This is a genomic window from Halorubrum sp. 48-1-W (assembly GCF_003287355.1).
Classification (GTDB): domain Archaea; phylum Halobacteriota; class Halobacteria; order Halobacteriales; family Haloferacaceae; genus Halorubrum.
In genome coordinates, this window is record NZ_QMIM01000001.1 from 12,576 (window position 1) to 24,847 (window position 12,272).

The 12,272-nt window shown below is 70.0% G+C and carries 13 protein-coding genes; 6 read left to right on the plus strand and 7 right to left on the minus strand.

The genetic code is table 11. From position 1 onward, the window contains the following. Positions 1–37: 37 nt before the first annotated feature. Genes DQW50_RS00070 through DQW50_RS00080 form a run of 3 tightly spaced genes read right to left on the minus strand, consistent with a single transcriptional unit; the run spans position 38 to position 4,182 of the window. Entirely contained in the window at positions 38–1,990 is a 1,953-nt protein-coding gene (locus DQW50_RS00070) for a molybdopterin biosynthesis protein (protein ID WP_112077304.1), read from the minus strand. Continuing rightward, complete coding sequence (gene glp, locus DQW50_RS00075; RefSeq protein ID WP_112077305.1) at positions 1,987–3,273, minus strand: gephyrin-like molybdotransferase Glp; 1,287 nt, start codon at positions 3,271–3,273, stop codon at positions 1,987–1,989. The genes DQW50_RS00070 and glp overlap by 4 nt, the downstream gene beginning before the upstream one ends. A 48-nt stretch (positions 3,274–3,321) precedes the next feature. After that, positions 3,322–4,182: a PHP domain-containing protein gene (locus tag DQW50_RS00080; RefSeq protein ID WP_112077306.1), complete on the minus strand. Its 861-nt coding sequence runs from the start codon at positions 4,180–4,182 to the stop codon at positions 3,322–3,324. Positions 4,183–4,715: 533 nt separating this feature from the next. On the opposite strand from DQW50_RS00080, the gene DQW50_RS00085 reads away from it, so the two are divergent. Next, positions 4,716–5,093, plus strand: coding sequence for a YccF domain-containing protein (locus DQW50_RS00085; RefSeq protein ID WP_112077307.1), 378 nt, complete (start codon positions 4,716–4,718; stop codon positions 5,091–5,093). Between the two features lie 102 nt (positions 5,094–5,195). On the opposite strand, the gene DQW50_RS00090 is transcribed toward DQW50_RS00085, so the two are convergent. From DQW50_RS00090 to DQW50_RS00100, 3 genes are all read right to left on the minus strand, one after another. Beyond that, positions 5,196–6,137 (minus strand): carbohydrate kinase family protein, encoded by a 942-nt coding sequence (locus DQW50_RS00090; RefSeq protein WP_112077308.1) that lies wholly within the window; start codon positions 6,135–6,137, stop codon positions 5,196–5,198. A gap of 434 nt (positions 6,138–6,571) precedes the next feature. Continuing rightward, the gene (locus tag DQW50_RS00095; protein ID WP_112077309.1) at positions 6,572–7,522 is read right to left on the minus strand and encodes a permease; all 951 of its coding nucleotides are present in this window, start codon (positions 7,520–7,522) and stop codon (positions 6,572–6,574) included. Between the two features lie 118 nt (positions 7,523–7,640). Further along, positions 7,641–7,877 carry a hypothetical protein gene (locus DQW50_RS00100; RefSeq protein WP_112077310.1) on the minus strand — a complete coding sequence of 79 codons (237 nt, stop codon included), beginning with the start codon at positions 7,875–7,877 and terminating at the stop codon, positions 7,641–7,643. 126 nt (positions 7,878–8,003) lie between these two features. Between DQW50_RS00100 and DQW50_RS00105 the strand changes: the two genes are divergently transcribed. Genes DQW50_RS00105 through DQW50_RS00125 form a run of 5 tightly spaced genes read left to right on the plus strand, consistent with a single transcriptional unit; the run spans position 8,004 to position 10,786 of the window. Further along, on the plus strand, positions 8,004–8,189 hold the full coding sequence (locus tag DQW50_RS00105) for a zf-TFIIB domain-containing protein (RefSeq protein ID WP_112077595.1): 186 nt from the start codon (positions 8,004–8,006) through the stop codon (positions 8,187–8,189). 3 nt (positions 8,190–8,192) lie between these two features. Next, positions 8,193–8,951, plus strand: a complete 759-nt coding sequence (locus DQW50_RS00110; RefSeq protein ID WP_112077311.1) for a hypothetical protein — start codon at positions 8,193–8,195, stop codon at positions 8,949–8,951. A gap of 3 nt (positions 8,952–8,954) precedes the next feature. Then, complete coding sequence (locus DQW50_RS00115) at positions 8,955–9,278, plus strand: hypothetical protein (protein ID WP_112077312.1); 324 nt, start codon at positions 8,955–8,957, stop codon at positions 9,276–9,278. A 24-nt stretch (positions 9,279–9,302) separates the two neighbouring features. Further along, entirely contained in the window at positions 9,303–9,758 is a 456-nt protein-coding gene (locus DQW50_RS00120) for a nucleoside deaminase (protein WP_112077313.1), read from the plus strand. Continuing rightward, positions 9,755–10,786 (plus strand): carbohydrate kinase family protein, encoded by a 1,032-nt coding sequence (locus tag DQW50_RS00125; RefSeq protein WP_112077314.1) that lies wholly within the window; start codon positions 9,755–9,757, stop codon positions 10,784–10,786. Before DQW50_RS00120 ends, DQW50_RS00125 begins: the two co-directional genes overlap by 4 nt. Before the next feature lie 611 nt (positions 10,787–11,397). Here DQW50_RS00125 and DQW50_RS00130 read toward each other — a convergent pair. After that, positions 11,398–12,225 (minus strand): BtpA/SgcQ family protein, encoded by an 828-nt coding sequence (locus DQW50_RS00130; RefSeq protein WP_112077315.1) that lies wholly within the window; start codon positions 12,223–12,225, stop codon positions 11,398–11,400. Positions 12,226–12,272: the final 47 nt, after the last annotated feature.

Below are 12,272 nucleotides of genomic sequence, written 5' to 3' on the forward strand. Positions count from 1 at the left end.
TACGCCGAGTAACGTCGCCTACGCCGAGTAACGTCGCCTACGCCGAACAGCCCGCGAGCCCCGCGAGCAGCCGATCGATCCCGTCGGCGTCGAGTTCGGCGGAGAGCGACGCCACCGCCTCGCGGTCGGCCCGGTCGACAGCCGCGCGGACGACGACCGGCTGCTCGCCGAGGGGCACGAACCCACTGCCCAGCCGGTCGGCCGTCTCGCGCAGGCCGAGGCCGACGTCCGCGTCGCCCGCGAGCACCCGCCGGACCGGGCTCTCGAACGCCCGTAGCGTCAACGCGTAGCCGTCGATCCGGTCGGTCACCTCGGCCCGCGAAGCCGACCGCTCGCCTGCGAGGTCCTCGAGCGCGTCGTCGAGGCTCCGGCGGAGTCCCGTCCCGGTCGGCCGGTTGACGAACCGGAGGTCGCGGTCGACGAGGTCCGCGAGTCCCTCGACGTTCTCGGGGTTCCCCGCGGGGACGACGAGCCCCCACTCGCGGTCCCACCCGCCGAGCACGACGTCGTCGACGTCGCGGTCGGTCGGGCCGGCGGTGACGGCGACGTCCGGGACGCCGTCGCGGAGCCGCCGGTATCCCTCCCGGGAGCCGACCGGGAGGTACCGCGGGTTCTCGAGGCGGTCGAGCAGGCGGTTGACCGCGGGGTCGTCCTCGCCGACGGCGAGCAGGGTCGGCGGGCGAACGTCCGGCGAGAACAGTTGGACCGTGACGTGTTCGCCGGCGTCGAGGTACTCCGTGTCCGGGTCGACGGCGACGACGCCGTCGGCCTCGACGAGGCTCGTCGTCGCCCCGGAGCCCTTGTCGACGGGGTAGACGATCGGTTTCTCCCGGTCGCCCGCCGGCCCGTCGGCCACCGAGCCGTCGCCCAAGTCGAGCAGTCCGACCGGCATCAGCCGGAGCCGCCCCTCGACGTAGCGCTCGCGGACCGCCATCCGCCCCTCGACGGTCGCGGTCCGCGGTTCCGGCAGCCCGACAGCCTCGCGGACCGCCGGCGCGACGAACGTCCGGAAGATCGTCAGCGCGGAGACGGGGTAGCCGGGGAGCCCGACGTAGGCGGACTCCCCGCCGTCGGCGCGGTCGAGCCGCCCGATCAGCATCGGCTTGCCCGGCTTGACGGCGACGCCGTGTAACAGGAGGTCGCCGCGCTCCTCGATCACGCGGTAGATCACGTCGACCGCGCTCGCGGAGGTCGACCCCGACGAGAGCACCAGGTCGCACTCGTCGGCGGCCTCCCGGAGCAGGCGCTCCATCTCCGCGTAGTCGTCGCCGGCGTGCGGGTAGAGGACCGGTTCGCCGCCGGCCTCCTCGACCCCCACGGCGATCGTCGTCGAGTTGACGTCGTAGATCTCCCCGCGCGAGGGGTCGAGGTCGTCGCCGGGGCGGACCAGCTCGTCGCCGGTGGAGACGATCCCGACCCGCGGCCGGCCGCGAACGGGAACCTCGTCGACGCCGAGCGCCGAGAGCAACCCGACCTCGCGGGGGGTGAGGCGGGTCCCCGGCCCGAGCGCGCGAGCCCCCGCGGCGATGTCCGCGCCCGCGGCCATCACGTGGTCGCCCGGCGCGACCGACGTGCGGAACGCGATACGCGCGGGATCCCCCTCCGACGGCACCTCGTCCGTGCGCTCGACCATCACCACCGCGTCCGCGCCGTCCGGCATCACCGCCCCGGTCGACACCTCCGCGCAGGTGCCGGGGTCGACGGTCACCTCGGGGGTCGCCCCCGCGTGGACCGCGCCGACGAGGTCGAGCTCGACCGGGTCCGCCTCGTCGGCCCCGAACGTGTCGCGGGCCCGGACCGCGTAGCCGTCCATCGACGCGCGGTCGAACCCCGGCACGTCGATGCCGGCGTCGACCCGCTCGGCGAGCACGCGCCCGCGGGCCTCCGCGAGCGGGACCGACTCGGCTGTGGGGGTAAGCTCCAGCGACGCGATGGCGTCGCGGGCGGCGTCGGGCTCGGCGAGGTCGCGGAACTCCTTGCGCTCCGTCATTCCGTCACCTCCCAGAGCTCGACGTCGACGACGTCGCCCGCGTCGAGCCCCTCTCTCGGCTCCGGCACGACGACCCACCCGTCCGCGAGCGCGACGCTCGAGAGGACGCCCGACCCGCTCGCCCGGGTGGGGGTCGCGACGAGAGGCGGGTTGTCCGCGCCGTCGTCGCCGCTCCCCTCCCCGTCGCCGTCGCTCCCCTCCCCGTCGCCGTCGTCCCGCGACAGCTTCACGCGGGCGAACGTCCGGGTGCCGGGTTCGCTCGCCACCTTGCGGGTGAGCCGCGCGCGCCGGGTCGGGAGCGGGTCGGCGGTCGTCCCGGCGACGCGTTTCTGGACGGGACGGAGGAACTGGACCGCGTTGACGATACAGGCAACGGGATACCCGGGCAGCGAGACGACGGGCGTTCCGTCCACCCGCCCGAGACACACCGGGTGGCCGGGTTTGAGCGCCACGCCGTGGACCAGGACCTCGCCGAGCTCGTCGACGACCTCCGGGAGGAGGTCGCGCTCGCCGACGGAGGAGCCGCCGGTGGTGACGACCACGTCGGCGTCGAGGTCACGTTCGATGGCGGCAGTGAGGGCGTCCTCGTCGTCGGTGACCACCTCGCGGTAGCGGGCCTCGCCGCCCCACCGCTCGACGAGCAGGGAGACGGTGAGCCCGTTCGTCTCTATCACCTCGCCGGGCTCGGGGTCCGACTGGACGAGCTCCTCGCCGGTCGGGATCACGGCGACGGTGGGGCGCTCGGAAACGACGGCCGCCTCGAGGCCGACCGATTTACACAGCCCCAGGTCCGACGGGCGAAGCGTCTCGCCCGCCTCGTAGAGCCGCTGGCCGTCCGCGACGTCCTCGCCCGCCTCGCCGACGTTCTCGCCCACAGCGACGGCGTCGAACGTCTCGACCTCGTCGCCGACGGACTCGACGTGTTCGATCATCACGACCGCGTCCGAGCCGTCGGGGAGCGCGCTCCCCGTGTGAACCCGGACGGCCTCGCCGGGGGCGATCGATCCGTCCTCGCGGTCCCGCTCCCGCAGGACGGCCGGCGACCGGTCGGACGCGCCGAAGGTGTCCTCGGCGCGGACCGCGTACCCGTCCATCGCCGCCCGGTCGTACCCCGGGACCGGCGCGGGCGCGTCGATCGGCTCGGCGAGGACCCGCCCGTCGGCGTCGGCGAGGGGGACCGTCTCGGTCCGGTCGTGGGGCTCGGTCGCGTCGAGTAGCGTCGCCCGTGCCTCGGCGACGCGGGTCCGACGCTTGAACCCGGCCTCGTGTCTGTCGTGGCTCATGGTCGTTCGTTTCACCTCCGCGGGCAAAAACCCCGCCTCCGCGGCGATTCACCGGAACCACGACAGCGCCCGCCCGAACCGGTGGACGCCCTGTGAGAGGCCGACCCGCGTCATGGAGGCGGCCTCCGCCGCCCCGCGCACCGCGGCGGCCGTTCCGCGGCCGACGCCCGTCCGGGCGTAGTACCCCGACTTCCGGCCGGCGGCGATCAGGTAGTGTCTCGCCGCCATCGGGACGGGTGCGCGTTTCCCGCTCACGGTCGTCGTCCCCTCCCGGACCGCCGAGAGGACGTCCTCGGCGGTCACGTCGTCGACCGACGCCCGCCCCTGGACCGTCAGCTCGGTGAACGCCCGGCCGACGTAGTTCAGGTGGTGGGCGTCACTGGCGGCGACGCCGGGGTAGCCGTGGAGCGCGGCGAACCGCCTGGCACGTCGGTTGCGATAGCCGGTGAACAGCCAGGCGTTGAACACTTCGACGGCGTCGATCTCGTCGACGGGGTCGCGGCCGTCGGCGGCGTCGGCGTCCGGCTCGGGGACCGGCACGTGTCGCCTGCGGACCCCGTGGCGCGACCGCTGGAAGGGGTGGGGAACGATCGCGATCCCGCCGCGGTCGTGGATCCACGTCACCGTCTCCGCATAGGACTCACGGCGCGGCGGCATCCGGTCGACGCCGACCGCGAGCAGGTGGCCGTCGGCGGTCGACACCTCGACCCCGGGGATCCCGACCAGGCCGTATTCGGGGGCGAGCTCGGCCGCCCGCCTGGACTCGCCCATCGCGTCGTGGTCGGTGATCACGACCGCGTCGAGGCCGATGTCCGCGGCGTGTTCCAAGATCAGGTCGACCGGCTCGTGGCCGTCGTAGCTGCCCTCGGAGTGAACGTGCGGGTCGATCCGGAGGGTGACGCTGGACACGTTCCCCGGTAGTCGGTCGACGTTATATAAAGGTCCGATGTGGGGTCTTCGTCCGATGTGGGGTCTTCGTCCGATGTGGGGTCTTCGTCCGATACGGGGTCTTCGGTACCGTTCGGACACGGAGGGGACGGTGGGAGTGTCGGCCGGAGAGCACCGTGAGGCCGACAGGAGCCGTCGCCACATATGGCGACCCGCCCCAGCGCGGTCCACCTCCTCATCGGCGTGAAGACGGTCGATGGCCGGTCACGACAGATAGTCCAGACATCTCTCCCACGGACTGTTCGATCGCAGGCTTCAGAGGGTGTGTCCTGATCGATACCGTCAGCATGAGGCTCACCTCGGTCGGCGCGGCGGTACGGGCGATGATGCGATGAACGGCCGCGGCGGGACAGCCTCCTCGCCGCAGTGAAATTCTCGTCTTCTTCGTACTCACGAGCGCGAGATCCCGGGTTCACGCTCGTCTACGTCCGAGCGATTCGGGGGCTACCGTGGTCAACGATACTGATTCACTGTCTGGGGATCTAATTCGCGCAATGACACAACGTTCCTTCCTCGTTCGCGCGCTGTGGTTCGTGTTCGTCGGCTGGTGGGTAACGCCGATCGTCGTCAACACTGCGTGGCTGCTCAATGTCACGGTCATCCTACTCCCGATCGGCATCAAGCTGATCAACCTCGTGCCGACGGTGCTCACGCTCGCGGAGCCACGGTCACTTTCGGAGCCCGAGTCGGCGCAGGGGCAACGCTCACTCGTCGTCCGGGGGATCTACTTCGTCCTCATCGGCTGGTGGTTGAGCCTATTTTGGGCGAACGTGGCGTCGTTCCTCGCGATCACGGTCGTGGGGCTCCCGGTCGCAATCTGGATGCTCAACCGGCTGCCATACGTCACGTCGCTGTACCGGTTTCACGGGTGACCCAGCCGTCTACTGTACCGATCACATCAGTACCGAACGCGCTCCTCGTTAAATGTTAACAGAGCCGTCGTAGCGTCAATCGACCCATACACACGTCCGCAATCAAAACGGACCGTCCATCGCATCCAAGCCATCCGTGTCAAACGGTCCGGTCGTTGAAACCGCGGCCGCGCCGGCCGCATTCCCGATCGTCGCTAACTCCTCGAGATCCGAGATGCCGGCGTGGCGTGCGGCGAGGACCGCACCAGCGAACGCGTCACCGGCACCGGCCGTGGTGGCGACCGTGGCTGCTGGTGGAGTCGCAGTCACCTGTTCAATGATCTCTCCGTCATCCACGGTCATCGCGGTCGTCTCTGCCGGTCCATCCGTGATGAACACCATCGCCGAGTGGTCCGACGGAAGTAGTTCGAGCAGTCCCGCCGGTGTGCGATCGATGCTGGCCACCGCGAGGTCATCCGTTCCGGCGAAGATCAGGTCACAGTGCTGTAGCACGTCCGGTAGTGCCTGCCGATAGGCGTCGGGTGTGGCCCACTGGTTCGTGCGTCCGTTCAAATCAAAGGAGACGCCGGTACCGTTCGCCGTGGCCGCCTCCGCAAGCCCTCGCACGCCACGCTGGTTCACCGCCGTCGGCAACGTGACCCCCTCCAAGTGGACCCACTCATAGGGCCCCACGAGCGCCGCCGGATCAGCGGGTGGGGTAAAGCCGTAACAACTCCCAGCGACCCAGGCGTTCCAATCCTCGTCGTCTCCCGTTGCGACGTACAGCGTGAGCGGTGATGTCGCATCAACCCGTGTCACGTGTGTTGTATCGACTGGCCCGTCAGCGAGGTGTTGAGCGGCTATCTCGCCAACGGTATCGGTCCCAATGTTCGTTACAAGGCTGGTCTCACTGCCGAGCGAGGCGACCCATCGTGCGACGTTCGTCGCCGTCCCACCGATGTGCCATTCGAACTTGCTTCCGGGTGCGATCGATCTCCCGTCCGCGGGATAGAGATCGATCGTCGTATCACCGACAACCAACACACTCAGGTGATCCTCACTCATCGTCTCGATCCGATCGCTTACCGAAATCGTACGCGAGATGAACGTCACCGGCTACGATATCCACCCACTCCAACCGGTCTAAACTAGGCATGTGTGCTTCACTATGTACTGCGTCCCTATCACATCCGTCTTGTTTATCCCGTTTTATTTACCCCAGGTGGTAGTCAATAGAACGTGCCTGCTTATGCGGCGGTTGTTTCGATTGATATCGGTGTGAACAGAGGAGGATCGTTGCTGGACGGTGAACACCTCCAAAGCGATGGTCGCCACGGTACGGCTCGGCGGAAGGGATCGAAGTGTCGGTTGACCTGATCAACCAACGGAGGTATCGGTCGGCGGACCGCGAGCCGTCGTATCCGCCGTTTGACATCCTCCCCGCGCTGAAGCGCGAGGCTTTCTTCTCGATTCTCCGTAATCTAGCCGCGCCGTGTAACCTAGTCGAACAGGCCGCGGATGCGGTCGACGACCGACGACTCATCGGCCTCCGCCAGCTCCTCGGCCTGCTGCTGTTCGCGGAGCTCGCGCAGTGCGGCGGCCTGGTCGTCGGTGCCCTCGCCGCTCGCCGTCTTCGTCTCGCCGCCCTGGAGCCCCTTGAGCTGTGAGACTGCGTCGTTGACCGTCCCGGAGGTCGTTCGCGTCTCGGTCGCCGATCCCGAAAGCACCTCGCTATCGATGTCGGCGTCGTCGACCGCGGTCGTGTTCAGCTCCAGCCGGCGGCCCTTCGAGCGTTCGACGCCGCCCCAGGTGAGCTCGGCGTCGTCCAGCTCGCGTTCGATGTCGGCGCGGACCTGCTCGTCGGTGACCGTCTCGCCTCCCGTGCTCCCGTCGCCGTCCGCGTCGGCGTCACCGCTCGCGCCGACGGCCGCCGCGGATCCGGTCGCGCCGGCCGCGCCGGCCGCTCCCGCCGCCGACGCCCGCTCGACACGGTGGGCGACGAGCGCCGCCCCGGTCGCGCCGATGACGGCGACGAGCCCGACGCTGTAGAGCGCGACGACCTGCGCGCTGTAGTCCGGCGGCTCGGGGACGTTCCAGTCGTGGGGGTACACGCGGACGAACCACCCGACGGCAACGAGACAGACCGCCGTGCCGGCGCTCCCGAGATACAGCATTCGGCGGTCGACCGGGAGGAGGACCACGACGCCGAGGAGGAGCCCCGGGAGCCCGAGCGCGGCGGCGACCGCGGCCACCTGTCGGACCGAGTACGTCGAGAGGGTGTTCGCCGGCAACGTCGCGCTGTAGAGGAACACGGCTACCCCGACGACGCCCAGGCCGAGCCCCACGAAGAAGAGCCCGAACCCGGCGTACACGTCGACGGCCCGGTCTGGATCGCCGATGTACCGCCGGTAGTAGCCGAAAAGCGGGTTCGTCTCGCTCGGATCGCTCATGTCTCGACGTTTCCGCCGAGTCTAATGATTGTTGCCCCGCGTCCGCGAGTCGACCCACCTCCCGTCCCGTGGCCGAACCACTCCCGTCCCGTGGCCGAACCACTCCCGTCCCGTGGGCTCAGCTCGCCGGCTCCATCTCTTCCCAGCCGACGGCGTCCCCACGAAGCAGCGACCCGACGATCCAGACGACCGCGTCGACGCCGCGGCCCGCCTCGAGGTCTCCCCGTTCGACGCGTTCCACGAACCGATCCAGGTCGTCGAGGTCGATCCGCCCGCAGGCAACCGCGTCCGTGATCGTGTCCGTGTCGCTTTCCAGCACGCCGAGAAGGTTCGTGTCGACCTCGTTCGTTCCCATTACAAAATATACTACAGAACGAGTTAATATATTTATATCGGTTGCTACAGGTGAAACCGCCGTGAAAGGATCCCGCTCGACCCCTGTGTTTTTCACGGCCGGCGTCCAGTGTTCGTCCGAGAGACCGTGTCGATCGAGTGCCCGCGCTGTGGATCCGCGCTGACGACGTTCACGCTCGGCGGGGCCGAGGCCGTCGGCTGTGACGCCTGCGGCTACGCCGGCGTCGAGGTCGACCACTCCGGCGAGCCCCGCGTCGTCGAGAGCTGGGAGGAGGCGCTCGAACGGTTCGGTAGGGGGAGCGGGGAGGAGTGACGAATGCCATCGCTCGATATCACCGACGACCACCGAGAACGCATCGAGGCCCTGCGCGCGGAGTTGGCCGACAGACACGCCGGCCCGTACGCGACGGTCGGGACCGAGGAGGTCCTCTCGTACCTGCTCGACCTCGCCGAGGTCGTCGAGGACCCGGACCGCTCAGCCGACCCCGACCGGCTGGCAACCGGGGGGGCCGGCTCCGGAGCCGATACCGAGGGCTCCGACGACGAGAGCTCTGACGACGAAGGCTCCGACGCCGACGGACGCTCGGCCCCCTTCGACCGGGAGAGGGCCCGAGAGGCGCTTCGCGAACGCAACCTGAAGCACGGCGACCCGGAGGAAGCGGAGCGATCGGACCTGTACTCGATCGCCGCTGTGTTCGACGTCGCCGGCCGTAGCGACATGGCTAAAGACGAACTCATTGAGGCGATCCTCGACGCGGCCGTGGCGCTTGCGGTCGACCCCTTCGCCCACGTCGACGTGACGGTGCCCGAGAGCGTGGACGAAGACGACGCGGACGACGCCGAAAGCGCCGGAGACGACGCGGACGACGCCGAAAGCGCCGGAGACGACGGGGATGTCGCGGACGACGGCGGCGCCGGCCAGCTGAACGCGATGATGAGCCTGCTCGACACCCACGACGACAAGTGGTGGGAGGGTGACGGCGACGTGCGGTACGAGGTGGAGCTGCCCGACGGGGACGTCGAAACGGCCCGCACGAAGGACGACGTGCGGGCGATCCTGTTCCGAAACTACTGACCCATGGGACTCCTCACGACGCTTCGCGAGTGGGTCGGCGGCCTGCTCGGCGGTTCGGCGGAGGCGGACGACGAGGCCGACGAGGCCGACGAGGGGACGGCAGGATCGGAGTCGACGAAACCGACGGGACCGGACGATGACCGGCTCGATCCGGGCGCCGTCACCGAGACGAGGTCGACCGCGAACGACGACGCGGTCGACAAGCTCCGGGAGATACAGCAGACCGCACCGGGAGCGGAGTCGGACGACGAAACGGATCCGGTCGGGTCCGGCGCCGACGACGGAACCGACTCGACCGAGTCCGGCGCCGACGACGGGAAGCGTTAGGTCGCGTCGGCCGAAGGGACCGGTATGCGAACGGATCAGGAACACGTCGCACGGACCATCGAACTCGCCGAGGAGGCGATCGACGACGGGAACACCCCGTTCGGCGCGCTGTTGGTCGTCGACGGCGAGATCCGAAGGGAGTCGAAGAACACGACGCTGACCGACGACGACGTCTCCGCACACCCGGAGCTCAAGCTGGCTCGGTGGGCCGCCCGGGAGCTCTCGGCCGACGAGTTGGCCGACTGTACGATGTACGCGAGCACCGAGCCGTGTCCGATGTGTACGGCTGCGATCCACTACGCCGGGATCGACCGCGTCGTCTTCGGAGTCGCGGGCGAGACGCTCCACGACCTCACCGGCGGGGGGATCCCCATCCCCTCGACGGAGGTGATCCGGCGGGCCGACGGCGACGCCGTCGTCGAGGGACCGATCGCGACCGAGGACGCGATGGCCGTCCACGCGTCCTACTTCGGGGAGTGACGGTGCCGTCGGAGACCGTCGACGGTTCCGAGCCCCTCGACGACCCGCCACGAGTCACCGCCATCGGCGCGGCCGCGGTCGACGAGTGGTACGCCGTCTCGAACCTCCCGGAGCCGGACGGCGGCGCGTACGCGAGCGAGGTCGAGACCGCCCCGGGCGGCGTCGGCGCGAACGTCGCGGTCGGCCTCGATCGGCTCGGTCGCGACGTCGGGCTCGTCAGTCGGGTCGGCGACGACGAGTACGGACGGCTCGCGCGCTCGTGGTTGGCCGAGACCGGCGTCGACGGGTCGCAGGTCGCGGTCGGCGACGACCCGTCGACGCGGTCCGTGATCCTCAGCGCGCCGGACGGCGAGCGCGCCATCGTCACCGCCGGCGAGAGCTTCCGCGAGCTCCGGCTCGACCCGTCGACCCTCGAGTCGCTCGTCCACAGCGAGGTCGTCTTCCTCACGGCGTACGCGCCCGACCGGGTCGCGCGGGCGGTGCTCGACCGGGTTCTCGAGGTTCCCGAGGCCGAACGGCCGGCGCTCGTCTTCGACCTCTCGGGCCCGGTCACCGAACTCGCCGGCCGTGGGACCGAGCCGGAGACGGTCCACGGTTATCTCCACCACGCCGACCTCTTCGTCGCGGGCGGCGTCGCCGCGCCCGCCTACTTCGGTGGACGCGAGGCGGCCGTCGACCGGCTCGCCGGGGTCCGCACCCCGTCGGTCGGCCCCGCGGTCCTCACCCACGGCGCGGACGGGATGACGGTGATCGCGGACGGCGAGGCGACCCGGGTCGACGCGTTCGAGGTCGACGTCGTCGACACGACCGGCGCGGGGGACGCGTTCCTCGCCGGCCTGATCGACCGGTGGGTCCTGACGGAACGCGGGTCGACGGACGAACGAAGCCGGGAGGACCTGATCGACGCGGTCCGCTTTGCGGCCGCGGTCGCCGCCATCAACTGTACAGCGCGGTTCACACAGCCCGGGCTCCCGACTCGCGAGGACGTTCGGGCGTTCCTCGCCGAGCGTGGCGCGGACCTGCGGTGACGAGCGAGCCGAACCCTCGGTGATGGATCCCGTCGAGATCCTCGGCAGAGGACACGCTTCGACCGGCTCCGGTCAGTACAGGTGAAGCGATGAGTGATCAGATGTCGTGGTGGCGCGCCTCCGAGTGCCCCAAAGGGGCACGAGGAGCCCGCGAGGGACGCGGCGAGCGAAGCGAGCCGCGAGGCTGGGGAGGTGTGAGGTGCGGTTGCGGAGCTGTGCGGGGCGGGACTCAAAGGGGCAGTCGCGAGGACGAAGCACGGCGATGTAAGCACCGCAGCGAAGGAGCGGGAGCGACTGAGCGAGGAGCGCAACGAGCCGCGCGAGTCCTCGCGACTGGGGCTTTGGAGGAGTTTACCGTGTCGGCAACTGCGTATCGCCGAGCGACTGGGGCTTTGGAGGAGTTTACCGTGTCGGCAACTGCGTATCGCCGAGCGACTGGGGCTTTGGAGGAGTTTACCGTGTCGGCAACTGCGTATCGCCGAGCGACTGGGGCTTTGGAGGAGTTTACCGTGTCGGCAACTGCGTATCGCCGAGCGACTGGGGCTTTGGCGGTGTTCACCCCGCCAGCAACGATCCCGTTCTACTCACCCCGATCCCCATCGAAGGAGGAGTCACCGGACCTCGTCCGCCCGCTCGACGAGCTCCGCGACCCGGTCGGGGTCGACCGGCGCGGTCGTCTCGGCTTCCTCCTTCAGCGCGGTCCCGACGATGACGCCGTCGGCGACGGCGAGGAGGTCGCCGACCGTATCGGCCCGGACGCCGCTGCCGACGAACACCGGCGTGTCGAGCCCGTGTCGCTCGCGCTCGGCGACGACCGCTTCCAGCGCGCCGTCGTCGACCGCGTGGCCGGTCCCCGAGCCGGAGGCGATCACGGCGTCCGCGAGGCCGCGCTCCGTGGTGTCGGCGAACGACTCCGCGGAGTACCCCGTCGGGGTGAGCGGTGCCGAGTGTTTCACGTCGGTGTCGGCGAAGATCCCGACGTCGACGCCGAGCCGTTCGCGGAGCCGGACCGTCCGGTGGGCGCGCCCCTCGACGATCCCCTGGTCCGTGACCCGCGCGCCCGTGTGAACGTTCACGCGGACGAACCGCGCCCCGACCGCGACAGCGACGGAGACGGCCGCCTCGGCGTCGTTCCGGAGGACGTTGACCCCGATCGGTAACGCGACCGCCGAGGCCACCTCGGTCGCGGCGCGGGTCGTCGCCGCGACCGTGTGTTTCGGCACGTCGTCCGGGTAGAAGGGCGCGTCGCCGAAGTTCTCGATCATCAGGCCGTCGACGCCGCCCGCTTCGAGTTTCCGTGCGTCGCTCACGGCGCGCTCGACGGCCGCGTCTATCGCGGCCGTGCCGTCGTCGGGCGCGGTCGGCGCGCCCGGGAGTGCGGGCAGGTGTATCATGCCGATCACCGGGGCCTCCGTGCCGAAGGTGGCGTCGAGGTCCATGACCGCTTCGAGGACCGGGGGCGGTTTAACCGCCGCGTTGCGCGCGG